This window comes from Stenotrophomonas sp. TWI273, assembly GCF_039674765.1.
Lineage (GTDB): Bacteria > Pseudomonadota > Gammaproteobacteria > Xanthomonadales > Xanthomonadaceae > Stenotrophomonas.
The window spans coordinates 20,390-45,511 of sequence record NZ_JBDJOA010000009.1; the positions used below are offsets into that span (position 1 = coordinate 20,390).

Genomic DNA, 25,122 nt, shown 5'->3' on the forward strand with positions numbered 1-25,122 from the left:
CTACTACAGCCAGCGTGCGCGCTTGAACAGGCGGTACAGCCCCACGCACACCGCACCGACGCCGATGATCATCGCCGGGTAAGCCCACGGCTTGTCCAGCTCGGGCATGTTCGTGAAGTTCATGCCATACCAGCTGGTGATCAAGGTCGGGGCGGCCAGCAGCGCCGCCCAGGCACCCAGGCGCTTGACCGTCTCGCCCTGGGCCAGGGTCACCAGCGACAGGTTCACGCTCAGCGCGGTGCCCAGCATTTCGCGCAGGGTGTCGATCACATCACTGATCCGCACCGCGTGGTCGTGCACGTCGCGCAGGTAGAGCTTCACTTCGTCCGGCACCAGGTCGCCCTGGTAGCGCTTGATCTGCGAGAGCGTGTCCTGCAACGGCGCGACCGCCATGCGCATCTTGTTGAGCTCGCGTTTGAGCTCGTACAGGCGCACCACGGTCTGGCGCTTGTAGTTGTCGGAAAAGATGTCCTTTTCCAGCAGCTCCAGCGTGTCGCGGTAACGCTGGGTGATCGGCAGGTAGTTGTCGACCACGAAATCCAGCACCGCATACAGGCAGTACGACGGGCCCATCGTGCGCAGCAGGTCCGGTTCGCGCTCCACGCGGGCGCGCGGGGCGGCATAGGACAGCGATGCGCCATGGCGCACCGTGACCAGGAAGCGCGGGCCGAGGAAGGCGTGGGTCTCGCCGTAGCGGATCCGCTCGTCCACCATCTGCGCGGTCGTGACCACCACGAACAGCGAATTGCCGTAGGCCTCCACCTTTGGCCGCTGATGCGCATTGCGGGCGTCTTCGATGGCCAGCGAGTGCAGGCCGAATTCTTCCTGCAGCTTCAGCAGCACGCTGTCGTCGGGCTCGTACAGACCCACCCACACGAAGCCGTTGTCGCTGGCGATCACATCGCTGATCGCATCCAGGCCGATGTCGTGGCGCTTGCCCTGGTCATCGTAGTGAACGCAGTTGATGACGCAGGCGGGGTTTTCAGGTGTGACGGTATCCATGGCGGGCATCGTGCGTCAGCGGCCCGTGACGGGCAGGTCACGGCGGCCCAGCACCCATGCCAGCGCCACGTGGATGGGCAGCAACAGCACGATCCACTGCAGGTTGTACTGCGCCTGCAAGGTCAGCCAATGCAGCACCAGGCCGAGCAGCGACACGCCGGCGACCGCCCACAGCACGAACCGGAACCACGCGCGCGGCACGCGGCCGCGCAGCAGGGTGATCGCAGCGGGAACGAGCAGCAGGCACAGCGGCGAGAGCTGCAGCAGGTTGCGGTTGGCCCAGGCGGCCTGGTGCGCACTGAAGCCCCACAGGTAGGTCAGCAGGGCGCCGCCAATGCCGCAGAACAGCCAGAACGGCAGCGCCAGGCCACCCAGCAGCCGGCGCCGGCGGCGCAGTGCAACCACACCCGCAGCGGCGATCAGGCCGCACAGCAGCCACGGCCACCAGCTGCGCGGGGACTCGGTCGGCTCCGGGGCGATCCGGTGCGGCAGCAGTTCCTGCTCGGCCTGCACCAGCGGGCGACCTTCGCTGTTGCGCACCTGGCGCAGCGCATCGGCCAGGCGCATCGGCACGAAGGCTTCCTGCCAGCGCGACAGCGGCTGGTCGGCGAACGGGCCCAGGCCGATATCGAAGCCCAGCCACATCCACGGCGACGGCGAGGCCAGGCGCACCGATTCACTGCGGTAGGTGTTGCCGCGCGAGCGCCCGGACAGCTGCGAATGCAGCCCGCCACCGAGGGCACCATCGATCGCATCGCGGACCATGGTGGCGCAGTTGGCGGTGTAGTAATCGTAGTGGTAGCGCGCGTTCTCGGGCTTGGCACGCTCGGCCAGCGACGCGGCCAGGGTGCGCGCCTGCGCGGGCGTCAGATCCAGCCACTGCACGCTCGCACCGCGGCCGCTCTCCTGGTAGTACGACAGGTCCTGCCCGAGCGGCAGTGCGACCAGGTAATACATCATGTCGCCGCGCACGAAGTTGCCGATGAAATCGGACTCGCTCGGGTCGAAGTAACCGAAGTTGTACGAGGTGGCGTCGCCGGTGACCGGATCGACCACGACCAGCGCGTCATGGCCGAAGCGTTCGAAGAAGATCTCGCCCGGCTGCATGGTGACCACGCCGATGCGTGGCGCCTCGGCGGCAGGGGCCGGGGCGGCCGTGGCAGGCACGGCATCCTGCGCGGCCAGCGCCCCGAAGGGCAGGCTGGCCATCGCAAGCAGCGACAACACGAACAACAGGCGGCACAGCGACCACCGATTCAAAGGGGGCCGCATGGCGTGGGTCAATCCTCGTTGTGGGTGTCGGGCGGCAGCACGGTCACATGGAACGCCTGCACGCGCCGGGCATCGGCACGCGCCACCCGGAACACGAAGCGGTCCAGGGTGAGCTCATCGCCGGTTTCGGGCAGGTGCCCGATCGCCTCGGTGACCAGGCCACCGATGGTGTCGTAATCGTCGTCGGGGAACGTGGCACCGAAGCGCTCGTTGAAATCCTCGATCGCGGTCAATGCATCGACCACGTACTGGCCGTCGGCCTGGATCGCGATCTGCGAGGTGTGGTCCTCGGCCTCGTCGTGCTCATCGTCGATCTCGCCGACGATCTGTTCCAGCACGTCCTCGATCGTGACCAAGCCGGCGACACCGCCGTACTCGTCCACCACGATGGCCATGTGGTTGCGCGAGAGCCGGAACTCCTTGAGCAGCACGTTGAGCTTCTTGGCCTCGGGGATCAGCACCGCCGGGCGCAGCAGCTCACGGATGTTGGCCGGCCCGTTGTCGGCAACCACGCCGCGCAGCAGGTCCTTGGCCAACAGGATGCCGAGGATGTCGTCCTTGTTGTCGCCGTGCACCGGGAAGCGCGAATGGCCGGATTCGACCACCTGCTTCATCAGGTCAAGGAAGGGGGCTTCGACCGGCAGGGAGACCATCTGCGAGCGCGAGATCATCACGTCGCCGACGGTGAGCTCGGCCACCGAAATGGCGCCTTCCATCATCCGCAGCGTGTCGGCGGCGATCAGGCCGTCTTCGTGCGCGGTGTGCAGTACCGCCACCAGCTCGTCGCGGGTGTGGGGTTCGCCGGAGAAGGCAGCGGTCAGGCGTTCGAGCCAGCTGCGCTTCTTTTCATTGTGCTCCAGGGTGGAGCTACTACTGTCGTCTTCAGACATCTCTGGAAAAAAAGGCACCCGGCGTGCCGGGCGTTGGATTTAGTCTATCAGGATGCGGGCGCCTGTCAGCGCCCGGCCGAGGGCGGATTCACGCCCGGCAAGGGGGCCGGGGCGGCGCCCGGTGGCGGGGTGTCTTCCTCCGGTGGCAGGTCCAGGCTGTAGGTACAGCCGGCCAGGGTCTTGCCGGGGTGGGATTTGACCGTGGACAGGCTCAGGATCACCGACTCGATCAAGGCCTCGCCGGTACGCGGGTCGGTGACGTCGCGGCTGACCAGCTCGCGCCCGGCCATGAACTTCACCGGGGTGTCCACGCCATCCTCCAGCGCCAGGCGCTTGGCCAGCGGGCGCGGGTCGGCCAGATCCAGGATCGCCATGATGCTGGCCCCGGCCACCGTGATGTATTCGGCACGCTCGCCGAACACCGTGATCGGGGCGGCCAGGCGGAACTCGCTCATGAACTGGTTGGTCTGCGGCAATGGCTGAAGGCCGTTGGCGACCGCCTTGAGCGGGTCGGCCACGACCGGGGCCGCCGCGTCGTAGTCACTCACGCTCTGGCGGCATTCGATCAGGGCGGTCAGGTCCAGCGGCGCCGCCTCGGCGAAGGCCGGGGTGGGCAGCAGGGCGAGCAGGCCCAGGCAGGCGCATCGGAACGGGGTCATCGCAACAGGTCCATCAACTAAGGCGTGCACGGCACGGACGCGGCACCGATGATAGCGGGCGCCGGTTCGCCGTGGCAGGGCATCAACGGCGGCGGAACAGCCAGCGCAGGGTGGTGGTGAAGGAAACCACCGCGATGCCGGCCGCGCACAGCACCAGCGCGGAGGCGCCCAGGTGGATCACCCCCGGGCCGCCGGCGGTGACCGCCATCAGCGCGCGCCCGAACACCAGTGCGAAGGCTGCGGCGAGCACGAACAGCAGTGCCACCTGTACGGGCCGTGCGCGGAATATCGATGACTGGGCAGGCGGTGCTCCATCGCGTCGCGCCCATCGATACAGGGTGCGCCACCCCAGCGGGGCCGCCAGGGCAGCGGCCAGCCCGGACCAGCCGACCACGTTCAGGGCGGTGGCGCTGAGCGTCGCCCCGGCCGGACCGGCCAGCAGATGAGGCAGGATCAGGCCGGTGACCACGCAGGTGAGCGTGCCCAGCACCAGCGTCGCCGCCGCCAGCGCAGACAGGCGCCTGGCCGAGACAGCCGATAGCGGCGCGCGCTGTTGACGTGCGTTCCACCAGCTGCGTGCGGGCGTCAGTGAGAGCGATGCGATCACCGCGGACAGTGCGAGCATTCCCCACCGCAGCGCGATGGGATCGCGGCCGGCCGGGGTCAGCCCGGCGAGGCCCGGCGCACCGACCGCGCAGTAAAGCAGCGCGATGACCGACACGGCAAGCAGTACCGGACCAAGTGCGGAGCGGCGATCCGGAACCGGCATGACGACATACCTCCTTGTATGACGGGGAAATCAGCAATCGCAACGACCGTTCGGTTCAGCGCTCGCCGGCATACGGATCGGCAATGCCCAGTTCGGCCAGGATGTCGCGCTCCAGCTGTTCCATGGCGTCGGCTTCCTTCTCGTCCTCATGGTCCCAGCCGAGCAGGTGCAGCACGCCGTGCACGGTCAGGTGCGCGTAATGGGCGTTGAGCGCCTTGCCCTGCTCGTCGGCCTCGCGGGCGACCACCGGGGCGCAGATCACCAGATCGCCGAGCAGCGGGAATTTCACGCCCTTGGGCAGGCCCTCCGGCAGTTCGGCCGGGAAGCTGAGCACGTTGGTCGCGTAGTCCTTGCCGCGGTAGTGCCGGTTCAAGGACTGGCCCTCCTTCGCATCGACCAGCCGGATCGCCAGGTCGGCCTCGCGGATGCGGCCCTTCAAGGCGGCGGCCACCCACTTGCGGAAGCTCACCGCCGAGGGCAGACCGGCGCGGGGCAGGGCGTAGCTGATGGCGACGTCCAGTCGCACGGGACCACGGGTCATGGGGTCGCTCCGGGTTGGACCTGCTGCAGATCGCGGCGGTCGTAGGCGCTGACGATGCGGGCCACCAGCGGGTGACGGACCACGTCGCGCGCTTCGAAGAAGGTGAAGCTCACGCCCTCGACATCACGCAGCACATCGATCGCATCGCGCAGGCCGGACTTCACGTGCTTGGGCAGATCGGTCTGGGTGAGGTCGCCGGTCACCACGGCCGTGGAGCCGAAGCCCAGGCGGGTCAGGAACATCTTCATCTGCTCGACCGTGGTGTTCTGCGCTTCGTCCAGGATCACGTATGCATCGTTGAGCGTGCGGCCGCGCATGTAGGCCAGCGGCGCGATCTCGATGACGTTCTTCTCCAGCAGCTTGAGCACCTTCTCCACGCCGAGCATTTCATACAGCGCGTCGTACAGCGGCCGCAGGTACGGGTCCACCTTCTGGCTCAGGTCACCGGGCAGGAAGCCCAGCTTCTCGCCGGCTTCCACCGCCGGGCGGACCAGGATCAGGCGCTGCACGCGCGCTTCATTGAGCGCTTCCACCGCGCTGGCCACGGCCAGGAACGTCTTGCCGGTGCCGGCCGGGCCGATGCCGAAGTTGATGTCGTGCGTGGTGATCTGATGCAGGTAGCGGGCCTGGTTGGCGCCGCGGCCGCGCACGGTGCCGCGCTTGACCTTGATCGCCACTTCCTGGGCCTCGTAGGCGCGCTCGACCACATGCTCCACGTTGGCCTGGTTCAGCCGCAGGTGGATGGCATGGCTGTCGAACACCACGTCGCCGGCTTCGGCGTACAGCGCTTCGATCAGGGCCTGCGCATCGGCCACCACGGCCTTGGGGCCGGTCACGCGGAACACGTGGCCACGGTTGGCGATTTCCACGCCGAGTTTGAGTTCCACCTGGCGGAGATGTTCATCGAACGGGCCGGCCATGTTGGCCAGGCGCTCGTTGTCTTCCGGGGTGAGGGTGAAGTCGCGTTGTGCGAGTGCGGTCATTGCGTCCGGCGGCCGCCGGTCCAGCCGACCGGGCCGCAAGCAGGGAAAGGGAGAACAGGGTAGCGCGGGTGTGGGGCCGCCGCTACAGCACCGGCGGAAAGTGGTTTTCCACAGGGGCTGTGCAATGCCGGTGCAGCAACCTGTGGATAGGTGGCGCCAGCCCTACTGCGGCAATGGGTTCAATTGCGTGGTCAAAAAAGCGTCAACGATGGCCGGACCGACGTCCGGCCATCCCGCTCAGTCTGCCGTCACCATCCGCGCCCGCAGCGAGTTGCTGTACGCCTCGGTGATCACCACATCCACGAACTGGCCGACCAGGCGCGGGTGCCCCGGGAAATTCACCGAGCGCATGTTCTCGCTCTTGCCGGTCAGCTCGTTCGGGTTGCGCTTGGAGGGGCCTTCCACAAGCACGGTCTGCACGGTACCGACCATCTTTTCCGAAATGGCCGCGGCCTGCTCGTTGATCCGGGCCTGCAGGCGCGACAGGCGCGCGTGCTTTTCCGCATCGGTGGTGGTGTCTTCCAGATCCGCCGCGGGGGTACCCGGGCGCCGTGAATAGATGAAGGAGAAGCTCTGGTCGAAGCCCACGTCCTCGATCAGCTTCATGGTCTTCTCGAACTCGGCGTCGGTCTCGCCGGGGAAACCGACGATGAAATCCGAGCTGATCGAGATGTCCGGACGCACCGCGCGCAGCTTGCGGATCTTGGATTTGAATTCCAGCGCGGTGTAGCCACGCTTCATCGCCGAGAGCACGCGGTCGCTGCCGGCCTGCACGGGCAGGTGCAGGAAGTTGGCCAGCTGCGGCACGTCGCGGTAGGCATCGATCAGCGAATCGCTGAACTCCAGCGGGTGCGAGGTGGTGAAGCGGATCCGGCCGACGCCGTCGATCTCGGCGATGGTGCGGATCAGCAAGCCCAGGTCGGCGAACTCGCCGTCGCCATACGGGCCGCGGTAGGCGTTGACGTTCTGGCCGAGCAGGTTGATCTCCAGCACGCCCTGGGCGGCCAGCTGCGCCACTTCCACCACCACGTCCTCGAACGGGCGGCTGACCTCGGTGCCGCGGGTGTAGGGCACCACGCAGAACGAGCAGTACTTCGAGCAGCCTTCCATGATCGAGACGAACGCGGAGGCACCCTCGGCACGCGGCTCGGGCAGGGCATCGAACTTCTCGATCTCCGGGAAGCTGATGTCCACCTGCGATTTGCCCGATTCACGGCGCTGGCGGATCAGCTCCGGCAGGCGGTGCAGGGTCTGCGGGCCGAACACCAGATCCACGTGTGGCGCGCGCTTGATGATCGCCTCGCCTTCCTGCGAGGCCACGCAGCCGCCGACCCCGATGATCACGCCACGGCCGTTGTTCTTCAGCGCCTTCCAGTAACCGAGCTGGCTGAACACCTTCTCCTGGGCCTTCTCGCGGATCGAGCAGGTGTTCATCAACAACACGTCGGCCTCGGCCGGGTCGTCGGTGAGTTCCAGCCCTTCCGAGGCGGCGAGCACGGCGGCCATCTTGGTCGAGTCGTACTCGTTCATCTGGCAACCGTGGGTCTTGATGTACAGCTTGCCGCGCACCGGACCCGTCACCTGCGGCTTGGCGCCGGGCAGGGGGAGCAGATCGGGGCGGGGGGCGGAGCTGGGCGGAGCAGAGGCAGGCAAGGCAGAACCGGCCGAAGTCGGCGCGGTCGAAGCTGGCGTCCCGGTCATGGCGCTTATTCCAGTCGGGTGGGCGGGCAGGCAGCCGGATGGCTGCGGTGAGCAGGTCATTGTAGCCGGGTCGGGCTCCCCCCTTGGCAATCCCCGGCGAATTGGGGACACTCCCGCTCATGAAGGGGATGTTGGGGATCGCTGCGCTGGCCTTGGCTGCGCTGACCGCTATGCCGGCCAGTGCGGGCACCCTGTACAAGTGCGTCGGCAGTGACGGCATTCCCAGCTATGTGAGCAAGCGTGTGGCCGGGGCCGCCTGCAGCGTGATCAGCAGCTACCGGCCCGACCGCAGCGCGGCGCCCCGCCGGGCCCTGGCAACCCCTCCCGCGCCGACGCCGGCGGCGCCGATCGCCGGTGCCACGCCCGCCCCGGTCCGGGCCGATACCGCCACGACGGCGACCGCGATCACCCCGGCTCCTGCCCCGGCCACCGCCCCGGCCACGGTGCTGAGCGCGCCGTCCGCCCCGGCAGCGGCCGCTGGCAAGGCAGGGAAGGTCCGCAGCGGCCAGCTGTATGCCTATATGAAGGATGGCGTTCGCCATTACACCAGCGCACGCCCGGCCGCTATCGCCAGCATTGGCCAGGTCCGCACCATCCACTACAGCTTCATCGAGCGCTGCTACGCCTGCGGGGCGAACCCGGCCGTCAACTTCGGCTCGGTGCGGCTCAACACCACGGCCTACCAGAGCGAGATTGCCGCCGCCGCCCGTGAGTTCGGGGTGGAAGAGGCGGTGGTCCGCGCGATCATCCATGCCGAATCGGCCTACAACCCGACCGCGCTCAGCCGCGCCGGCGCACAGGGCCTGATGCAGCTGATGCCACCGACCGCGCGCCGTTTCGGGGTCAGCGATTCCTTCGATGCTTCGCAGAACATCCGCGGCGGCGTGCAGTACCTGTCCTGGCTGCTCAAGCGCTTCAACGGTGATCTCACCCTGGCTGCGGCGGGCTACAACGCCGGCGAGGGCGCGGTCGACCGCCATGGTGGCGTGCCGCCTTACAGCGAGACCCGGTATTACGTGAAGCGGGTGGCCCTGTTGGCCGACCGCTATCGCGGCGCAGTGGCCAGCCATCAATAACCCATGGCGCCGGTGGTACCTGATGCCGTACTGTCGGGGTAATGTCGTTCCGTAGTACCGCGTTGTGTGGCCGACTTCGGTTCAGCTACACTCGCGGCTGATTCAATGTGGACTGGCCCCCACCGGTCTGCTGGCAGCCTCAAGCTACCTAAATCAATATCGGAGTGCCGGATGGCCAACGATGGGGTAAACGATCCAGTCAACACTGGACGTCGGCGGTTTCTCTCAGCAACCACTGCGGTGGTCGGAGCGGTCGGCGTCGGATTTGCAGCGGTACCGTTCATCAAGTCCTGGAATCCCAGCGCCCGCGCCAAACTGGCCGGTGCCCCGGTGATTGCCGACATCAGTGCGCTCCAGGAAGGCCAGCGTCTGGTCATGGAGTGGCGTGGGCAGCCCATCTGGATCGTCAAGCGCTCCAAGGCCATCCTCGATGCACTGCACGGGCTGGACGGCCGCCTGAAGGATCCCGAGTCGGGCGAGAAAGAACAGCAGCCCGAGTACGTGCTCAAGCAGAATCCCGAATTCCGTTCGATCAAGGCCGAGGTATCGGTGCTGGTCGGGCTGTGCACCCATCTGGGCTGTTCGCCGGAAATGGTCGCCGAGATCCGCCCCGAGCCCTACGACCCGCAGTGGAAGGGCGGCTACTTCTGCCCCTGTCACAAGTCGCGCTTCGATATGTCCGGTCGCGTGTTCAAGGATGTTCCGGCACCGATCAACCTGCTGGTGCCGCCGCACCATTACCAGGACGACAACACCATCATCATCGGCGTTGATCCGCAGGGGGCGGCTTGATCATGGCCAATATCCTTTCCCGCACCGCCACCGGACTGGCCGACTGGGTCAACGCCCGCGCGCCGGGCCTGATGCCGGTCTACCGCAAGCACGTCAGCGAGTATTACGCGCCCAAGAACTTCAACATCTGGTACTACTTCGGTTCGCTGGCGCTGCTGATCCTGGTCAACCAGATCGTCACCGGCATCTTCCTGACGATGCACTACAAGACGAACGCGGCCGAAGCGTTCGCCTCCATCGAATACATCATGCGGGACGTGGAGTGGGGCTGGCTGATCCGCTACATGCACTCCACCGGTGCCTCGCTGTTCTTCATCGTGGTCTACCTGCACATGTTCCGCGGCCTGCTCTACGGCAGTTACCAGAAGCCGCGCGAACTGGTCTGGATCCTGGGCATGCTGATCTACTTGGTGCTGATGGCCGAAGCCTTCATGGGCTACGTGCTGCCTTGGGGCCAGATGTCGTTCTGGGGCGCCAAGGTGATCATCTCGCTGTTCGGCGCGATCCCGGTGATCGGGACCGGCCTGACCGAATGGATCATGGGCGACTACCTGCCCAGCGACGCCACCCTCAACCGCTTCTTCGCCCTGCACGTGATCGCACTGCCGCTGGTGCTGCTGCTGCTGGTGGTGCTGCACCTGGGCGCGCTGCATGAGGTGGGCTCCAACAATCCGGACGGCGTGGAGATCAAGAAGGGCCCGAAGGGCAACCGCTGGTCGGCCACCGCGCCTACCGATGGCATTCCCTTCCATCCGTATTACACGCTCAAGGATGCGGTCGGCGCCGGCTTCCTGCTGATCATCGCCGCCTTCATCATCTTCTTCGCCCCGGCCTTCGGCGGGTTGTTCCTCGAGCACGACAACTTCACCGAGGCCAACCGCCTGGTGACGCCCGAGCACATCAAGCCGGTCTGGTACTACACCCCGTACTACGCCATGTTGCGCGTGGTGCCCAACAAGCTCGGGGGCGTGATCGTGATGTTCTCGGCGATCGCCATCCTGTTCCTGGTGCCGTGGCTGGACCGGGCGCGGGTAAAGTCCTACCGCTACCGCGGCCTGCTCTCGCGCGGCCTGCTGGGCATGTTCGCGGTGTGCTTCGTGTGGCTGGGCGTGATCGGCTCCGGCCCGGGTACGGATGCGCACGAGACCTACATCGGGCGCGTGCTGACCTTCCTGTATTTCGCCTTCTTCATCACCATGCCGCTATGGACCAAGCTGGACAGGACCAAGCCGGTACCGGACCGGGTGACCACGCATGACTGACCACTGGATTGTCCGGCTGGCCTGCGCGGCGGCCCTGATGCTCGGTGTCGCGGTGGCCGATGCCGCCGAGGGCGCCAAGACCCTGCAGGCCGGCAATGACCTGAGCGATCGTGCCTCGCTGCAGCGCGGCGCGCAGCTCTACATGAATTACTGCTCCGGCTGCCACGCGCTGAAATACCTGCGCTACTCGCGCATGGCTGCCGATCTCGGGTTGAGCGAAGAAGAGGTCATGAACAACCTCAACTTCACCGGCACCCCGGTGGGTGAACCGATTCCGGTGACGATGCCCAAGGCGCAGGCCGAGAAGTGGTTCGGCAAGATGCCGCCGGACCTGAGCCTGATCTCGCGCGTGCGGGGCAGCGACTGGGTCTACACCTACCTCAAGTCGTTCTACCTGGATCCCACGCGGCCGCTGGGCTGGAACAACACCGTGTTCCCCAATGCCTCCATGCCCAACCCCCTGTGGGAAATGCAGGGGCTGCAGCATGCGGTGCATGGCAAGGCCGAGGGCCCCGGGCTGGATGCACCGGTGGTCGGGCTGAAGATCGAACAGCCGGGCAACATCGATGCCGGGCAGTACGATCAGGCGGTGCGCGACATCACCAACTTCCTGGAGTATGCCGGCGAGCCGGCTGCCCTGAAACGCCAGAAGCTGGGCGTGTGGGTGATTCTGTTCCTGGCGCTGCTGACCTTCCTGGCCTATCTGCTCAAGAAGGAATACTGGAAGGACGTCCACTGAGCGGTCGGACGCCTTCCCGCGTCGATCGTTCCTGCCGTGGGACGATCGACCTATTGGCTTTTGTGATGTGCGGTTGCACACTCGGGTACTGTGACGACCGTTGGCAATGGGCTGGCGGCGCCGATACGACCGGCGGTTACCGGACGTTGGAGAGCCTTTGATGGCGGCGAGCGTACGCATGCGGAATACCCTGACGCTGTTTTCCTCGAACGACGATGTGCTGTGCCATCGCGTGCGGCTGGTATTGGCGGCCAAGGGCGTCACTTATGACTCCGTGCCGGTCGACCCGCAGAACCCGCCCGAAGATCTCATCGATCTCAATCCGTACCACTCCGTGCCCACTCTGGTGGAACGCGAGCTGGTGCTGTACGCGGCGTCGGTGGTCAGCGAATACCTGGACGAGCGCTATCCGCACCCGCCGCTGATGCCGGTCGATCCGCTTTCGCGGGCCCGCATCCGCCTGGCGATGTTGCGCATCGAACACGACTGGGTGCCGCAGGTTCAGGCCATCCAGCTGGGCAACAAGACCCAGGCCGAGGCCGGGCGCAAACGGCTCAAGGAACTGCTGACCAGCGCGGTGCCGTTGTTCAAGGCCAGCAAGTTCTTCCTCAACCCGGAAATGAGCCTGGCCGACTGCGCGATGGCGCCGATCATCTGGCGACTTCAGGCACTGGACGTGCCGCTGCCGAAGGATGGCAAGTCCATCGAAGACTATGGCAACCGCATTTTCCGGCACCCCGGCTTCATCCGCAGCCTGACCGACCAGGAAAAGAAACTGCGCGATCTGCCGGTCTGATCGGCGGGATGTGTGCCGCATGCGGCACACCCGTGTACTGAACGAAATCGCGGTGCCGGTACGCGCCATGGCTGACCTGCGGGTAGGCGGGCGCGTACACTTGCATCAGGCAATCCGGATCAAGAGCAGCCGAGCACGGCTCGGCTCTACCACATGACTGAAGACACTTTTCGCATGACCAGCCACCGTCCGTACCTGTTGCGGGCCTTGGTGGAATGGATCAATGACAACGACCTGACGCCGCATATCCTGGTCGACGCCGGCATGCCTGGCGTGCAGGTGCCGCAGAGCGCGGTCAAGGACGGCCGCGTCGTCCTGAACATCGCCGAGCGCGCCGTGGTGCGCCTGCATATCGACAATGACAGCGTGAGCTTCTCGGCCCGCTTCTCCGGCACCAGCTACCCGGTGCAGGTGCCGATCTCGGCCGTGCTGGCCGTGTACGCCCGCGAGACGGGGCAGGGCATGGCGCTGCCGGATGACATCCCGGGCCATGAGCCGGGTCCGGACGATGCGCTGCCGCCGGACGATTCACCGACCCCGCCGGACGATGCACCGCCCAAGCCCAGCGGTCGCCCGCATCTGCGGGTGGTCAAATAAGACCCACCATGGCCGCCGCAAGGCGGCCATTTCATTGGGGATCCACGACACCGACCCGGTAGAGCCGACCGTTGGTCGGCTGCGGTTGGTTGGCTGCTGTTGGTCGGCTGCCGTGGGTCGGTTGTCTTGGATGTCCGTAGAGAGCAGCCGACCAACGGTCGGCTCTACCGGGCTCAGACGTCTTCGGCATCCCGTGTATCGATATCGCGGCGGATCTCACTGATCCGCGCCGCCGACGGCCCCACGAACGTGATCAGCTGATCACCGCGCAGCACCATGCGCCCGCTGTGGCGGTCCACGCCATCGTGCGAGTACTCGAACTTGAAGGTGCGCTCCCAGCCCAGCCAACCGTTCTCCTTGCGGCATACGCGCAGGCCGGTGGCGTGCACGCTCTGGTCCAGCCACTGCACATCGGCAGCGCGGCAGGCATTGCGCCCGAGCACGCCTGCACGTTCGGCGGCGGCACGCGAAGAATTCCAGAAGGCGTAGGCAAACGCGCCGGCAATCATCAACAGGATCAAACTGGGCATCGGTGACTCGGCGCGGTCAGGGAGGTCGGTCCTCCCAAGATGGCGACGAATGCGGCGCGGATCAAGCCATCCGCGCGATCGCGATCAGGGCGTGCGCGGTGGCGGTGGCGGGACGGGTATCGGTGTCGGTGTGGGTGTCGGCGTCCGAGTCGGGCTCGCCGGCGGGGCCGGAACCGGGTTCGCGCTCGGGACCGGCGGACGGGGCGGCACCACGATGGGCGCTCGCATCGGTGCCTGGGAAGCCGGGGCCGCCATCGGCGGTGCCGTCACGCCGGGAGCGGGCAGGGTCGCCGGGTCCGGAGTTCCCATCGGCACCGTCGCCGGCGCGGTCGCCACCAGCTTCAGCAGTGCGGCCCAATCCTGGCGATTGAAGCTGCATTCCTCTTCGCGGCCCGGCGTACAGCCCAGATCCACCCCATCGCCTGCACCGGCCTTCGCGGGCGGCAGCTCGATCCGGCCGCTGCGGTCCAGCGACAGTTTGCGCAACGCCACGGTGTTCATGACGTTGCCGCCGATCAGATACAGCGTGCGGTCGCCGCCCATGTTGGCCGCGATCACCACTTCGCAGTGCGATTTCCAGTGTGTCACCGCGCCGCTGCCCAGCGACTGCACCAGCCCGCTGTAGCTCAGGGTCTCGCGGCGGTCGCGCAGGTAGCACAGCAGGTCGCCGGGCGCGGGTTTCTCCTGCGCCGGGTCGGTCATCCGGTACGGCCCGCTGTTCTGGTAGGCAGCGCGGATGTAGTCGATGTGTCGGGGCGAGCGGGTAAAGCCGGGTACCGAGGCGCGGGTCATCACCCAGGAAATGAAGGCGGCCGACCACGGGTTGTCTATCAGGAACGCACGGCAGTCGCTATCGGTGTAGCGCGTGCCCGGTGGGGCCAGGCAGCTCGATGCGCCGGGCTGGCTGCCCATCGGCGACAAAGTGCCGCTCTGCCGCCAGTAGCCGACCACCCGCTGCCACGCGACGAGGCCGTTGTCGGCCAGGTGGACGTCCTCGGCTTCGGTCACGCTGAGGCTGGCCGCGCGGCCATCGCGGTCGATGAAGGGGCGGTACCAGAGGCGGTGTTCGTTGCAGGCGGTCTGCACGATGGCCACGGCCAGCGGGCTCAGCCCGAACCGCGGGGGCACATCGCAGACCTCGGCCGCGGATGCGGTGGCCGGCAGCAGCGTCGCCAGCGGCGACAGACATGCAAGCAGGAACAAGGGGCGCATACGCGCTCTCCGGGTGGGGGCAGGGCAAGCCTCGCAGACCCGGTCTGCCGATCCCGTGAACACCGCGCGCCGACGCCGCGCGACCAACGGTCGTGCGCTACCAGCCCGGCAGGTGTCGACCGTTGATCGACACGCGCGCCTCAGCCCGGGGGCGGACCCAGTTTCAATGACAGGTCGATTGCCTGCACATGCTTGGTCAGCCCGCCGATGGAAATGCAGTCCACGCCGTCCTCGGCGATCGCGCGCAGGCCGTCCAGGCCGACACTGCCAGACACCTCCAGCGGAATCCGCCCGGCCGCGATGCGCACGGCCTCGCGCCGCGTGGCGGCATCGAAATCGTCGATCAGGATGCGGGTGCAGCCCACCGCCAGCGCCTCGCGCAGCTGGTCCAGGTCTTCGACCTCGACCACCAGCGGCAACGCCGGCCACTGCGCACGCGCCGCCAGCACCGCAGCGGTCAGCGAGCCGGCCGCGCGGATGTGGTTTTCCTTGAGCATCACCGTGTCGAACAGGCCCAGGCGATGGTTGTCACCGCCGCCGCAGCGCACCGCGTATTTCTGCGCCACGCGCAGGCCGGGCAGGGTCTTGCGGGTGTCCAGGATCCGCGCGCCGGTACCGGCCACGGCCGCGACGTACTGCGCGGTGGTGGTCGCCGTGCCGGACAGCGTCTGCAGGAAGTTCAACGAGGTCCGCTCGGCGCTCACCAGGCTGCGGTTGCGGCCTTGCAGCAGCGCCAGCACCGTGCCGGCAGCGACGCGGTCGCCCTCGGCCACGCGCCACTCGATCCTGACCTCCGGATCGAGTGCCCGGTGGGTCGCATCGAACCATGGGCGGCCGGCGATCACCGCGTCCTGCTTGCACAGCAGGTAGGCGCTGTCGGGGCGGTCCGGAAGCAGGGCGGCGGTGACATCACCGCTGCCGATGTCCTCGGCCAGCGCACGGGCCACATCGGCGGCCACCAGGGCGGCCTCGGGGGCCGGCACGGGGAGGTGGCTCATTTTTCCGGGAAATCGGCGATCTGGGCGGTGGCGATGGCCTCTTCGGCCAGCAGCACCGGGATGCCGTCGTCCACGCGGAACACCTGCTTGCGGTCGCGGGTCAGCAGGGCCTCGCGCAGCGCCTGCGCCTGCGGGCTGCCATCGGCCTTGAGCACGGCACCGCTGCCGATCGCGCGGTTGAGCGCGTCCAGGCCGGTGGCGTCGAGCAGGGACAGGGGCTGGCGCGTATCGGGCGAGCACAGGAGGTCGAGCAGCTTGCGATCCATGGATTCTTCGTCTTGCGTGGAAGACGGCTAGAATACGTCTTTAAGGCAGGTGACGGCCAATGACCCTCAACCAAACCGCGCCGCTCGTCGGCATCGTCATGGGATCCCGCTCGGATTGGGAAACCATGCAACACGCCGCCCAGAAGCTGGATTCGCTGGGCGTTCCCTATGAAGTGAAAGTGGTCTCGGCGCATCGCACGCCGGACGTGCTGTTCACCTACGCCGAGCAGGCGGGCCAGCGTGGCCTGCGCGCGATCATCGCCGGTGCCGGCGGGGCCGCGCACCTGCCGGGCATGATCGCCGCCAAGACCGCCGTGCCGGTGCTGGGCGTGCCGGTGCAGTCCAAAGCCCTGAACGGCATGGATTCGCTGCTCTCGATCGTGCAGATGCCGGCCGGTATTCCGGTCGCCACCTTCGCCATCGGCAACGCCGGCGCCTCCAACGCGGCGTTGTTCGCAGCCGCCATGCTGGCCTCGGACCAGCCGGCGATCGGCGAAGCGCTCGAGGCCTTCCGCGCCCGCCAGACCGAAGACGTCATGGCCCACGACGACCCGCGTCAATGACCCCCAGGACCGTTGGCATTCTGGGCGGCGGTCAGCTCGCCCGCATGATGGTCCTGGCCGGTGCGCCGATGGGGCTGCGCTTCGAGCTGTTCGACCCGGCCGCCGATGCCTGTGGTGCCCAGGTGGCACCGCTGCAGGTGGCCGCGTTCGAGGATGAGGCGGCCCTGGCCGCGTTCGCCGCCCGCGTGGACGTGGTGACCTTCGATTTCGAGAACGTGCCGGCGCGCAGCGCCAAGTTCCTGGCCGAGCGCGTGCCGGTGTATCCCAATCCGGATGCGCTGGCCGTGGCCCAGGATCGGCTCAGCGAGAAGACCCTGTTCCAGTCGTTGGGCATCCCGCTGCCGCCCTTCGCCGATATCCGCAGCCGCGACGAACTGGCGGCCAAGGTCGCCGAGTTCGGCATGCCCTGCATCGTCAAGACCCGCCGGCTGGGCTATGACGGCAAGGGCCAGTTCCGGATCCGCAGCGCGGCCGACATCGACGCTGCCTGGGACACCCTCGGCAGCCAGGTCGAGAAGACCGGCCTGATTCTGGAAGGCTTCGTCGCCTTTGATCGCGAGGTCAGCGTGGTGGCGGTCCGCGGGCAGGATGGCGAGTTCCGCGCCTGGCCGATCACCGGCAACTGGCACGTCAACGGGGTGCTCTCGGCCAGCCTGGCCCCGGCGCAGCTGCCGGCGCTCCAGCACGAGGCGGCCATCGGCTACGCACGTACGCTGGCCGAGCGCCTGGACTATGTCGGCGTGTTCGCGCTCGAACTGTTCTGCCGCGGCGATGAACTGCTGGCCAATGAGATGGCACCGCGCGTGCACAACTCCGGCCACTGGACCATCGAAGGCAGCGAGACCTCGCAGTTCGACAACCACCTGCGCGCCGTGCTCGGCCTGCCGCTGGGCGATACGCGGATGCTGGGCCATGCCTGCATGCTCAACTGGATCGGCCAGATGCCCGATGCCAACGCGGTGCTCGGCCAGGCCGGCGGCCATTGGCACGATTACGGCAAGCAGGCGCGGGACGGGCGCAAGGTTGGCCATGCCACGCTGCGCGATGACGATGCGGCGGCGCTGGCCGGTGCATTGGAAAGCGTCGGTGCGCAGCTTGATCGCGGTGAGCAGGTCGCGCCGGTCATCGAGATCCTGCGCGGTTGAAGGCGAGGGGTGCCGGCCAGCGGCCGGCACTACCTGGACGCACGACCAACGGTCGTGCGCTACCGGGCCTCAATCGCGCAGTTGCGCGGTGACGAAGTCCCAGTTCACCAGTTTCCAGAACGCCTCCAGATAGCGCGCGCGCTCATTCTGATAGTCGGTGTAATACGCGTGTTCCCACACATCGCAGGCCAGCAGCGGGGTGCTCTCGCCGGTCAGCGGCGTGCCCGCGTTGCGCGTGACCTGGATCGCCAGCGCGCCATTGGGGTGCTGTACCAGCCACACCCAGCCCGAGCCGAACAGACGCAGTGCGGCGCTGTCGAAGGTATCGCGCAGGCGCTTGGCATCCCCGAAATGACGGGTGACCAGTTCACCCAGCCGGCCCTGCGGATCGCCACCGGCGCGCGGGTGCAGGCATTGGAAATAGAACTGGTGGTTCCAGGCCTGGGCCGCGGCATCGAACAGGCTGCCCTGGCTCTGGCGGACGATCTCCTCCAGCGGCAGCTCGGCCAGCTCCGTGCCTTCAATACGTGCGTTCACCGTATCCAGGTAGTCACGGAAGTGGCGCCCGTGGTGCAGGTCCAGCGTCTCCGCCGACAGGTGAGGCTGAAGGGCGGCGCGGTCGTAGGGAAGGCGAGGTAGTTCGAGGGGCATGGGCACGACAGATTGGGAAGGGAGAGCGCCGATCCATGGCGGGTCGTCATCAGTGTGGCGGATGGCAGGGTGCCCACCACCCGAAGGTAGGGCATACAATGGCGGCCAGGGAAGTCTATCCGACCGGTGAGGCCGGGTTGTCCCATTGGAGGGAGAGTCGTTGTGGCGGTGATGCAGCAGATCCAGTCCGAAGTCGAACGTTACCCCCTCGTGTTGTTCATGAAGGGCACTCCGCAATATCCCATGTGCGGCTTTTCCAGCCGTGCCATCCAGGCGTTGATGGCCGCCGGCGCGATCGCGCTGCGCACGGTCAACGTGCTGGAAGAACCCGAGATCCGCGCCAACCTGCCGCGCTTCTCCAACCTGCCGACATTCCCGCAGCTGTTCATCCACGGCGAGCTGATCGGTGGCTGCGACATCGTGCTGGAGCTGTTCGAATCCGGCGAGCTCAAGCGCATCGTCGAAGAGGCTTCCCAGCCGTGAGTGCGGTCCCGTCCGTGGTGGTCGGGACCGGATCGCTCGCCGATCGCGTCATTCTTATCGCCGGGGCCGGGGGAGGCTTTGGTAGCGCGGCCGCTGTCGCCTGCGCGCAGGCCGGGGCAACCGTGGTCCTGCTGGGGCGCAAACCGCGCCGCCTGGACCGGGTCTACGCCGCCGTCGAGGCGGTCGGCCCCGAGCCGTTGCTGTATCCGCTGGATCTGGAAGGCGCCACCCCGGACGATTACGCCACCCTGGCCGAGCGCCTGCACTCCGAGCTCGGTCATCTGGATGGTGTTCTCTATTGCGCAGCTGATTTCGCCGGGCTGACCCCGTTCGAGCTGGCCGACCCGGCCGCCTTTGCCCGCGCCGTGCATGTGAACCTGACCGCGCCGGCCTGGCTGGCCCAGGCCTGCCTGCCGCTGCTGCGCCAGAGTGACGATGCCGCGCTGGTGTTCACCGTGGATGACCCGGCGCGGGTAGGGCAGGCCTATTGGGGCGGCTACGGCGCGGCCCAGCACGGCCTGCGCGGCCTGATCGCTTCCCTGCATGACGAACTCGGCCGCAGCCCGGTGCGGGTCAGCGGCCTGCAACCCGGCCCGATGCGTACGGCGCTGCGCGCCCGTGCGTTCTCCCTGGATGAAGACCGCACCGCCCGTGACCCGGCCGAGTGCGCCGCCGCGGCGGTCCTGCTGCTGTCCGCTGCGGGCGCCGCCCACCGCGGCCAGATCCTCGAGGCCTGAGAGCGGCAAAGGCGTCACCGCCTCTTTCACGGTAGTGCCGGCCGCTGGCCGGCTCCCCGGCTCCCCGGCCAACTTGCGGGCACCCATCTCGACACAGCTGAGGGCCCCACTGGCCCGAATTCAGCCCGTCACACTCAGATGTGAAGATAGCGTCACGATCCCGTTGTGATGGCGTGTGTTTTGTCGCCAAACCGTCACAATCCGGGGCTACCGTGTTAATCTAGTGTTAACCGTTGCGGCTGAAACCAGCTCGCGGCTAGGGAACCCAGATAAAAGTCCAGTCAGCCGCCAGCAAGGCTGCTTGGGCGCGTTTTTTTCTCCGCCATCGCCAATCTCGCATCGAGGCTACTCCCCAATGACCCACTCCCGTTGTCTCCGGATGTCCAAGCTGACGCTTGGTCTCGTGGCTGCACTTGCCGCCGTACCCGCCTTCGCCCAGAGCACCTCTGCCGGTGTCGGCGGTCAGGTCACGTCGGCCGCAGGTGCGCCTGTCGTCGGTGCCGAAGTCACCATCACGCACACCGAGTCGGGCACGGTCAGCCGTGCGACCACCGATGCGTCGGGTCGTTACAACGCGCGCGGCCTGCGCGTGGGTGGTCCGTACACGATCACCATCACCAAGTCCGGGGAGGGCACCCGCACCGAAGAGGGCGTGTATCTGAACCTGGACAAGGTCACCAACGTCAGTGCCGCCTTGACTGGTGACGTGGCAACGCTTGATTCGGTCAGCGTCGTTGCCTCGCGCATGCCGGAAGCCTTTACCTCGGACAACAAGGGCGTTGCCACCAATCTGAGCCGTCAGGATCTGGACCGCACGCCGACCCCGGATCGCTCGATCCAGAACGTGGTGCGTATGGATCCGCGCGTGGTCGTCACCGATCGCGACCGCGGTGCGTTCTCGGCAATGGGCCAGAACAATCGTTACAACAGCATCACGATCGACACGATCAACGCCGGTGACCCCTTTGGTTTGAATGACAACGGCCTGCCGACGAAGGGTACGCCGATTTCGCAGGACGCGATTGAAAGCTACAACATCTCGACGGCCAACTTTGACGTGGCTACCCGCCGCGGCGTCGGCGCTTGGGTCAATGCAGTCACCAAGAGCGGCACCAACGAGTTCCATGGTTCGGCGTATTACGTCTACCAGGATCCGGATGACATGGTCGGCAAGAGCCAGAATGGCGCGAAGTGGACCGGTTTCACCAAGGACACCACGAAGGGTGCAACGGTGGGCGGCCCGATCCTGAAGGACAAGCTGTTCTTCTTCGCCTCCTATGAAGAAAGCATCAAGGAAAGCCCGGGTTCGCTGTGGGGCACCGCTGATTCCGGGGCTGCAAGCACCGTTACGGGTGTTACCACGGCCGACCTGAATCGCATTACGGCCGCTGCTGATCGTTTTGGCGTTGTTGCTGGTGATACCTCTTCGGCAAATGCTGATATTGAAAGCAAGCGCTACCTGGCCAAGATCGACTGGAACATCAATGATTTCCATCGCGCCAGCCTTCGCTTTAGCCGTACCGAGGAAGACGAGCCGATCGTCACCGCCAGCTCGACCGACCAGCTGAAGCTCTCCAGCAATTGGTACACCGTAGCCAAAGAAAACACCAGCTACGCCCTGAGCTTCTATGACGACTGGAGCGACACCTTCTCGACCGAAGCATCGGTGGGCTACAGCAAGTTCGATCAGAGCCGCGTGCCGCTGGCTGGTGGCTACCAGCCGGAAATCACCGTTCGCACCAGCGGCCGGGACACCGGCCCGAGCGTCGTTCTCGGCACTGAATACTCCAGCCAGGCAAACGTACTGGGCACCAAGTCGCTGACGGCTTACTTCGCCGGTAGCTGGTTCCTGGGTGATCACGTGATCAAGGCCGGTTTCGATTACCAGCAGGACGAGGTGTACAACCTGTTCCTGCAGCGTTACAACGGCACTTACGAGTTCAACTCGATTGCTGATTTCGAGAACGGCACCTATCGTCGCTATCGACTGGCCCAGCCTGCAGCTGGCTATGGCTTGAGCAACGTGGCAGCCGAATTCAAGCTGAAGCAGTACGGTCTGTTCCTGCAGGACACCTGGCAGGCAACTGATCGTCTGTCGGTTCAGTACGGCCTGCGTTATGACATGCCGAAGGTCAACCCGCTTCCGACGTTGAATGAGTGTTTTGCTGCGGATCCGGGTACCTTGGGCAATCTGGGTTCGTGCGGCCTGCGCAACAACCCGGCCAATCCGGCTGCGGCGACCGGTGGTTTCGGCTATGCAAACACCGGCACCATCGATGGCAATAGCGTGGTGCAGCCTCGCGTGTCGTTCAACTATGAGTTCGACAGCGAGCGCCCGACCCAGCTGCGTGGCGGCGCGGGTCTGTTCGTCTCCAACACGCCGGCCGTGTGGATTGGCAATCCGTACTCCAACAACGGCGTTGCTGTGACCAGCTATGACATCAACCGTCTCCGTCTGCCCAGCGATCCGCTGTTCAGCGGCGACGGCGCCAACCAGAACGTGCCGGGTGGCGTCATCACCCCGCCTGGGCTGGGTACCTCCAACATGACCGTGAACGTCGTCGATCCGGACTTCAAGCTCCCGGCCGTGTGGAAGTACACTTTGGGCCTGGACCATCAGCTTCCGTGGTCTGACCTGGTGTTCACTGCCGAGTACCAGCATCTTGAAGTCGACAAGGGCATCATCTACCGCGATCTGAACACCGGTGCTCCGACCGGCACGCTGCCGGACGGTCGCTTCACCTACGCCCGCAACCCGGCTGGTGCTCCGGCCAGCGCCAATACGCCCAACTGGAACAAGAACCCGTCCTTCGGCAATGTCATTGAACTGGCAAATACCGACAAGGGCAGCTCGGACAACTTCACCGTTTCGTTGAAGAAGCCGTTCAATGGTTCGTGGTCGGGCATGCTGGCGTACACGTACAGCCGCGCCAAGGAAGTCAATCCGGGCACCTCGAGCGTTGCCTACAGCAGCTATCAGAACAACGCGTGGTACAACCCGGGCGAGGACGTGTTGTCGACGTCGAACTACTCGATCCCGAACCGCATCATTGCGTCGCTGAGCTGGGAACGTAAATTCTTCGGCGACTATGCAACCCGCGTTTCTGCCTTCTATGACGGTCATACCGGCGCGCCGTACAGCTGGGTATTCGGCAACGATGCGCAGGGTCTGGGGATTTCGGGTCGTTCGCTTGCTTACGTCCCGGGTGGTCCTGACGACGTGGTCTGGGCGAATGCCGCATCGGCTGCGATGGCTGATTCGTTCTGGGATTACCTTGGCAACAGCACTGACCTGAGTCGTGCAGCTGGCTCGGTGGCCAATCGCAACGCCAGCCGCGCTGGCTGGGTGAATCAGATCGATCTTTCCTTCAGCCAGGAAATCCCTGGTTTCATGAAGGGTCACAAGGGTGAGATCCGCCTCGACATGTTCAACGTGTTGAACATGATCGACAAGAACTGGGGTATCGAGCACCGCGCTGACTTCCCGCTGATCCGTCGCCTTGCCGACGTCTCGGGTGTGAGCGCCGATGGTAAGTACATCTACGATATCTCCGGCACCAACTACAACGCTGGTGGCGTTTACTCGCCGAAGGCGCTGGCGGTCAACGAAAGCCTGAGCCCGTCGCAGCGCTGGTCTCTGCTGCTGACCCTGCGTTACACCTTCTGATTGCTGTACTGATGTGAAGGTGACGGAGACGGCTGGGGGGCATCCCCAGCCGTTTCTTTTTGCGCGGACCAGACAAGCCCTTGTGCCTTGGGGTCAAGGCGTGTAGGCTTCGCGGGCTTGGCGCCTTCGCGTGCAGGGCGGTATGGGGCAGATGTCAGGCTCCTCGAATTGGTGTCCAAACGGTCGGGTTTCCCGGCCGTTTTGCTTTTTAAGGGGGCAGCGGTACAGTCGGTAACCTTGAGGAAAGCGAAAAAGATGGACATGACGATCAACGAAAAGCCGGCGCGGACGCTGCCGGTGCAGGACGCGCGGATCTACCCGCGCGGTGGGCTGGATGTGTTGTCGCGCGCGGAAGTTGCGCGCCTGCGCGATGCCTCCGGTGGTGGTATGCACGAACTGCTGCGCCGCTGCGCGCTGGCCGTGCTGACCAGCGGCAGCGCCTCGGACGATCCGCGCGCGGCGCGCGATCTGTATCCCGATTTTGATATCCAGGTGGCACAGCAGGACCGCGGCGTGCGCATCGATCTGGTCAACGCGCCGGCGATGGCCTTCGTGGATGGCGAGATCATCCGCGGTGTGGCCGAGCTGTTGTTCGCGGTGGTCCGCGATCTGGCCTACATGGCCATCGAGATGGGCCCGGCCTACGCGGCGGAGCTGGAATCTTCGGAAGGCATCACCAACGCGGTGTTCGGGCTGCTGCGCAACGCGCGCATCCTCAACCCGGGCGACCCGAACCTGGTCGTCTGCTGGGGCGGCCACTCGATCGGTCGCGATGAGTATCTGTACACCAAGCAGGTCGGCTACGAGCTGGGCCTGCGCGGGCTGGACATCTGCACCGGCTGCGGCCCGGGAGCGATGAAGGGCCCGATGAAGGGCGCCACCATCGCCCACGCCAAGCAGCGCAAGACCACCACGCGCTACATCGGGCTGACCGAGCCGGGCATCATTGCCGCCGAGTCGCCGAACCCGATCGTGAACCACCTGGTGATCATGCCGGACATCGAGAAGCGTCTCGAAGCGTTCGTGCGCATCGGCCACGGCATCATCGTGTTCGCCGGTGGTGTCGGCACCGCGGAGGAGATCCTGTATCTGCTGGGCATCCTGCTGCGCGACGAGAACAAGGACCTGCCGTTCCCGCTGATCCTGACCGGCCCGACCGTGGCCGCGCCGTACTTCGAGCAGATCGACCGCTTCATCCGCCTCACCCTGGGTGAGGAAGCCGCCAGCCGCTACGAGATCATCATCGGCGATCCGGTCAACGTCGCCCGCAAGATGGCCCAGGGCATCAAGCGCGTGCGCGAACATCGCCTGGCGCAGAAGGACTCGTTCTTCTTCAACTGGTCGATCGAGATTCCGTGGGAATACCAGCAGCCGTTCGTGCCGACCCACGAGGCGATGGCCGCGCTGGACCTGCATCACGGCCGTCCGCCGCATGCCCTGGCCGCCGATCTGCGTCGCGCGTTCTCCGGCATCGTGGCCGGCAACGTGAAGGAAGACGGCATGCGCCGCATCGAGCAGTTCGGTCCCTTCGAGATCCATGGCGATGCGGACATGATGCAGGCGCTGGATGAGCTGCTGCGCGCCTTCGTCGAGCAGCGCCGCATGAAGATCTCGGGCGAGTATCAGCCCTGCTACAAGGTCATGGCCTGAGGCCCTGGCCGGGCCAGCGGCGGGCAGGGGGCCTGCCGTCGGCCTGGATCTGCGTCAACTGATTGACGCCTGTCGCCTCCGGGCGACCGTTCGTCCTGCCGCCCCTTGCTGATCGGCGGCGGGACGTTCATCTTCTGTGTC

At 66.2% G+C, this 25,122-nt stretch carries 25 protein-coding genes; 12 read left to right on the top strand and 13 right to left on the bottom strand.

Going from position 1 to position 25,122, the window contains the following annotated elements:
• Positions 1 to 3: 3 nt before the first annotated feature.
• The 8 genes from ABE571_RS13005 to miaB form a co-directional block, all read right to left on the bottom strand.
• Positions 4 to 1,002, bottom strand: a complete 999-nt coding sequence (locus ABE571_RS13005; RefSeq protein WP_346493811.1) for a magnesium and cobalt transport protein CorA — start codon at positions 1,000 to 1,002, stop codon at positions 4 to 6.
• A 15-nt stretch (positions 1,003 to 1,017) separates the two neighbouring features.
• A complete protein-coding gene (locus ABE571_RS13010) occupies positions 1,018 to 2,274 on the bottom strand; it encodes a DUF4105 domain-containing protein (protein ID WP_313211252.1) in 1,257 nt (418 codons plus the stop codon).
• Between the two features lie 8 nt (positions 2,275 to 2,282).
• On the bottom strand, positions 2,283 to 3,164 hold the full coding sequence (locus ABE571_RS13015; RefSeq protein ID WP_313217798.1) for a transporter associated domain-containing protein: 882 nt from the start codon (positions 3,162 to 3,164) through the stop codon (positions 2,283 to 2,285).
• A 65-nt stretch (positions 3,165 to 3,229) separates the two neighbouring features.
• The gene (locus tag ABE571_RS13020; RefSeq protein WP_346493812.1) at positions 3,230 to 3,823 is read right to left on the bottom strand and encodes a hypothetical protein; all 594 of its coding nucleotides are present in this window, start codon (positions 3,821 to 3,823) and stop codon (positions 3,230 to 3,232) included.
• 82 nt (positions 3,824 to 3,905) lie between these two features.
• Positions 3,906 to 4,592 carry a hypothetical protein gene (locus tag ABE571_RS13025; RefSeq protein WP_346493813.1) on the bottom strand — a complete coding sequence of 229 codons (687 nt, stop codon included), beginning with the start codon at positions 4,590 to 4,592 and terminating at the stop codon, positions 3,906 to 3,908.
• A gap of 55 nt (positions 4,593 to 4,647) precedes the next feature.
• Positions 4,648 to 5,133: an rRNA maturation RNase YbeY gene (gene ybeY / locus ABE571_RS13030; RefSeq protein WP_121041647.1), complete on the bottom strand. Its 486-nt coding sequence runs from the start codon at positions 5,131 to 5,133 to the stop codon at positions 4,648 to 4,650.
• Positions 5,130 to 6,116 carry a PhoH family protein gene (locus ABE571_RS13035; RefSeq protein ID WP_088433024.1) on the bottom strand — a complete coding sequence of 329 codons (987 nt, stop codon included), beginning with the start codon at positions 6,114 to 6,116 and terminating at the stop codon, positions 5,130 to 5,132. The genes ybeY and ABE571_RS13035 overlap by 4 nt, the downstream gene beginning before the upstream one ends.
• 237 nt (positions 6,117 to 6,353) lie before the next feature.
• The gene (gene miaB, locus ABE571_RS13040; RefSeq protein ID WP_346493814.1) at positions 6,354 to 7,817 is read right to left on the bottom strand and encodes a tRNA (N6-isopentenyl adenosine(37)-C2)-methylthiotransferase MiaB; all 1,464 of its coding nucleotides are present in this window, start codon (positions 7,815 to 7,817) and stop codon (positions 6,354 to 6,356) included.
• A gap of 119 nt (positions 7,818 to 7,936) precedes the next feature.
• Here miaB and ABE571_RS13045 point away from each other — a divergent pair, with 119 nt between their 5' ends.
• The 6 genes from ABE571_RS13045 (at position 7,937) to ABE571_RS13070 (ending at position 13,079) form a co-directional block, all read left to right on the top strand.
• A complete protein-coding gene (locus ABE571_RS13045; protein WP_346482961.1) occupies positions 7,937 to 8,893 on the top strand; it encodes a lytic transglycosylase domain-containing protein in 957 nt (318 codons plus the stop codon).
• 171 nt (positions 8,894 to 9,064) lie between these two features.
• Positions 9,065 to 9,685 (top strand): ubiquinol-cytochrome c reductase iron-sulfur subunit, encoded by a 621-nt coding sequence (gene petA / locus ABE571_RS13050; RefSeq protein ID WP_019186259.1) that lies wholly within the window; start codon positions 9,065 to 9,067, stop codon positions 9,683 to 9,685.
• 2 nt (positions 9,686 to 9,687) lie between these two features.
• Positions 9,688 to 10,947: a cytochrome bc complex cytochrome b subunit gene (locus ABE571_RS13055; protein WP_123728838.1), complete on the top strand. Its 1,260-nt coding sequence runs from the start codon at positions 9,688 to 9,690 to the stop codon at positions 10,945 to 10,947.
• Positions 10,940 to 11,686, top strand: a complete 747-nt coding sequence (locus ABE571_RS13060; RefSeq protein ID WP_313217808.1) for a cytochrome c1 — start codon at positions 10,940 to 10,942, stop codon at positions 11,684 to 11,686. The genes ABE571_RS13055 and ABE571_RS13060 overlap by 8 nt, the downstream gene beginning before the upstream one ends.
• A 160-nt stretch (positions 11,687 to 11,846) precedes the next feature.
• On the top strand, positions 11,847 to 12,482 hold the full coding sequence (locus ABE571_RS13065; protein WP_019186262.1) for a glutathione S-transferase N-terminal domain-containing protein: 636 nt from the start codon (positions 11,847 to 11,849) through the stop codon (positions 12,480 to 12,482).
• A 153-nt stretch (positions 12,483 to 12,635) separates the two neighbouring features.
• Positions 12,636 to 13,079 (top strand): ClpXP protease specificity-enhancing factor, encoded by a 444-nt coding sequence (locus ABE571_RS13070; RefSeq protein WP_313211246.1) that lies wholly within the window; start codon positions 12,636 to 12,638, stop codon positions 13,077 to 13,079.
• Positions 13,080 to 13,252: 173 nt separating this feature from the next.
• Here ABE571_RS13070 and ABE571_RS13075 read toward each other — a convergent pair whose 3' ends face one another.
• From ABE571_RS13075 to ABE571_RS13090, 4 genes are all read right to left on the bottom strand, one after another.
• Positions 13,253 to 13,609, bottom strand: a complete 357-nt coding sequence (locus ABE571_RS13075; RefSeq protein WP_313211245.1) for a DUF3301 domain-containing protein — start codon at positions 13,607 to 13,609, stop codon at positions 13,253 to 13,255.
• An 84-nt stretch (positions 13,610 to 13,693) separates the two neighbouring features.
• The gene (locus ABE571_RS13080; RefSeq protein WP_346493815.1) at positions 13,694 to 14,821 is read right to left on the bottom strand and encodes a DUF2272 domain-containing protein; all 1,128 of its coding nucleotides are present in this window, start codon (positions 14,819 to 14,821) and stop codon (positions 13,694 to 13,696) included.
• Between the two features lie 140 nt (positions 14,822 to 14,961).
• Positions 14,962 to 15,819, bottom strand: coding sequence for a carboxylating nicotinate-nucleotide diphosphorylase (nadC, locus tag ABE571_RS13085; RefSeq protein WP_313211243.1), 858 nt, complete (start codon positions 15,817 to 15,819; stop codon positions 14,962 to 14,964).
• The gene (locus ABE571_RS13090; protein ID WP_176989579.1) at positions 15,816 to 16,085 is read right to left on the bottom strand and encodes a Trm112 family protein; all 270 of its coding nucleotides are present in this window, start codon (positions 16,083 to 16,085) and stop codon (positions 15,816 to 15,818) included. Before ABE571_RS13090 ends, nadC begins: the two co-directional genes overlap by 4 nt.
• Before the next feature lie 59 nt (positions 16,086 to 16,144).
• On the opposite strand from ABE571_RS13090, the gene purE reads away from it, so the two are divergent.
• A complete protein-coding gene (gene purE, locus ABE571_RS13095; RefSeq protein ID WP_019186188.1) occupies positions 16,145 to 16,648 on the top strand; it encodes a 5-(carboxyamino)imidazole ribonucleotide mutase in 504 nt (167 codons plus the stop codon).
• Positions 16,645 to 17,793, top strand: coding sequence for a 5-(carboxyamino)imidazole ribonucleotide synthase (locus tag ABE571_RS13100; protein ID WP_313217813.1), 1,149 nt, complete (start codon positions 16,645 to 16,647; stop codon positions 17,791 to 17,793). Before purE ends, ABE571_RS13100 begins: the two co-directional genes overlap by 4 nt.
• Positions 17,794 to 17,862: 69 nt before the next feature.
• Here ABE571_RS13100 and ABE571_RS13105 read toward each other — a convergent pair whose 3' ends face one another.
• A complete protein-coding gene (locus tag ABE571_RS13105; protein ID WP_346482963.1) occupies positions 17,863 to 18,444 on the bottom strand; it encodes a Fe-Mn family superoxide dismutase in 582 nt (193 codons plus the stop codon).
• 162 nt (positions 18,445 to 18,606) lie between these two features.
• Between ABE571_RS13105 and grxD the strand changes: the two genes are divergently transcribed.
• The 4 genes from grxD to ppnN all read left to right on the top strand — a co-directional run bounded on the left by grxD (position 18,607) and on the right by ppnN (position 24,981).
• Entirely contained in the window at positions 18,607 to 18,927 is a 321-nt protein-coding gene (grxD, locus tag ABE571_RS13110; protein ID WP_019186185.1) for a Grx4 family monothiol glutaredoxin, read from the top strand.
• Complete coding sequence (locus ABE571_RS13115; protein WP_346481867.1) at positions 18,924 to 19,664, top strand: SDR family NAD(P)-dependent oxidoreductase; 741 nt, start codon at positions 18,924 to 18,926, stop codon at positions 19,662 to 19,664. Before grxD ends, ABE571_RS13115 begins: the two co-directional genes overlap by 4 nt.
• Positions 19,665 to 19,965: 301 nt before the next feature.
• On the top strand, positions 19,966 to 23,331 hold the full coding sequence (locus ABE571_RS13120; RefSeq protein ID WP_346482964.1) for a carboxypeptidase regulatory-like domain-containing protein: 3,366 nt from the start codon (positions 19,966 to 19,968) through the stop codon (positions 23,329 to 23,331).
• Positions 23,332 to 23,592: 261 nt separating this feature from the next.
• Positions 23,593 to 24,981: a nucleotide 5'-monophosphate nucleosidase PpnN gene (gene ppnN / locus ABE571_RS13125; RefSeq protein ID WP_121042205.1), complete on the top strand. Its 1,389-nt coding sequence runs from the start codon at positions 23,593 to 23,595 to the stop codon at positions 24,979 to 24,981.
• The last annotated feature ends 141 nt before the right edge of the window (positions 24,982 to 25,122 follow it).

Coding starts and splice junctions, on each gene's coding strand:
- ABE571_RS13035 (WP_088433024.1), bottom strand. CDS start 6,116: ATGACCGCACTCGCACAACGCGACTTCACCCTCACCCCGGAAGACAAC.
- ABE571_RS13060 (WP_313217808.1), top strand. CDS start 10,940: ATGACTGACCACTGGATTGTCCGGCTGGCCTGCGCGGCGGCCCTGATG.
- purE (WP_019186188.1), top strand. CDS start 16,145: ATGACCCTCAACCAAACCGCGCCGCTCGTCGGCATCGTCATGGGATCC.
- ABE571_RS13075 (WP_313211245.1), bottom strand. CDS start 13,609: ATGCCCAGTTTGATCCTGTTGATGATTGCCGGCGCGTTTGCCTACGCC.
- ABE571_RS13105 (WP_346482963.1), bottom strand. CDS start 18,444: ATGCCCCTCGAACTACCTCGCCTTCCCTACGACCGCGCCGCCCTTCAG.
- ABE571_RS13090 (WP_176989579.1), bottom strand. CDS start 16,085: ATGGATCGCAAGCTGCTCGACCTCCTGTGCTCGCCCGATACGCGCCAG.
- ABE571_RS13045 (WP_346482961.1), top strand. CDS start 7,937: ATGAAGGGGATGTTGGGGATCGCTGCGCTGGCCTTGGCTGCGCTGACC.
- ABE571_RS13025 (WP_346493813.1), bottom strand. CDS start 4,592: ATGCCGGTTCCGGATCGCCGCTCCGCACTTGGTCCGGTACTGCTTGCC.
- ABE571_RS13100 (WP_313217813.1), top strand. CDS start 16,645: ATGACCCCCAGGACCGTTGGCATTCTGGGCGGCGGTCAGCTCGCCCGC.
- ABE571_RS13010 (WP_313211252.1), bottom strand. CDS start 2,274: ATGCGGCCCCCTTTGAATCGGTGGTCGCTGTGCCGCCTGTTGTTCGTG.
- petA (WP_019186259.1), top strand. CDS start 9,065: ATGGCCAACGATGGGGTAAACGATCCAGTCAACACTGGACGTCGGCGG.
- ABE571_RS13005 (WP_346493811.1), bottom strand. CDS start 1,002: ATGGATACCGTCACACCTGAAAACCCCGCCTGCGTCATCAACTGCGTT.
- ABE571_RS13020 (WP_346493812.1), bottom strand. CDS start 3,823: ATGACCCCGTTCCGATGCGCCTGCCTGGGCCTGCTCGCCCTGCTGCCC.
- nadC (WP_313211243.1), bottom strand. CDS start 15,819: ATGAGCCACCTCCCCGTGCCGGCCCCCGAGGCCGCCCTGGTGGCCGCC.
- ABE571_RS13055 (WP_123728838.1), top strand. CDS start 9,688: ATGGCCAATATCCTTTCCCGCACCGCCACCGGACTGGCCGACTGGGTC.
- ABE571_RS13015 (WP_313217798.1), bottom strand. CDS start 3,164: ATGTCTGAAGACGACAGTAGTAGCTCCACCCTGGAGCACAATGAAAAG.
- ppnN (WP_121042205.1), top strand. CDS start 23,593: ATGACGATCAACGAAAAGCCGGCGCGGACGCTGCCGGTGCAGGACGCG.
- miaB (WP_346493814.1), bottom strand. CDS start 7,817: ATGACCGGGACGCCAGCTTCGACCGCGCCGACTTCGGCCGGTTCTGCC.
- ABE571_RS13080 (WP_346493815.1), bottom strand. CDS start 14,821: ATGCGCCCCTTGTTCCTGCTTGCATGTCTGTCGCCGCTGGCGACGCTG.
- ABE571_RS13065 (WP_019186262.1), top strand. CDS start 11,847: ATGGCGGCGAGCGTACGCATGCGGAATACCCTGACGCTGTTTTCCTCG.
- ABE571_RS13070 (WP_313211246.1), top strand. CDS start 12,636: ATGACTGAAGACACTTTTCGCATGACCAGCCACCGTCCGTACCTGTTG.
- ybeY (WP_121041647.1), bottom strand. CDS start 5,133: ATGACCCGTGGTCCCGTGCGACTGGACGTCGCCATCAGCTACGCCCTG.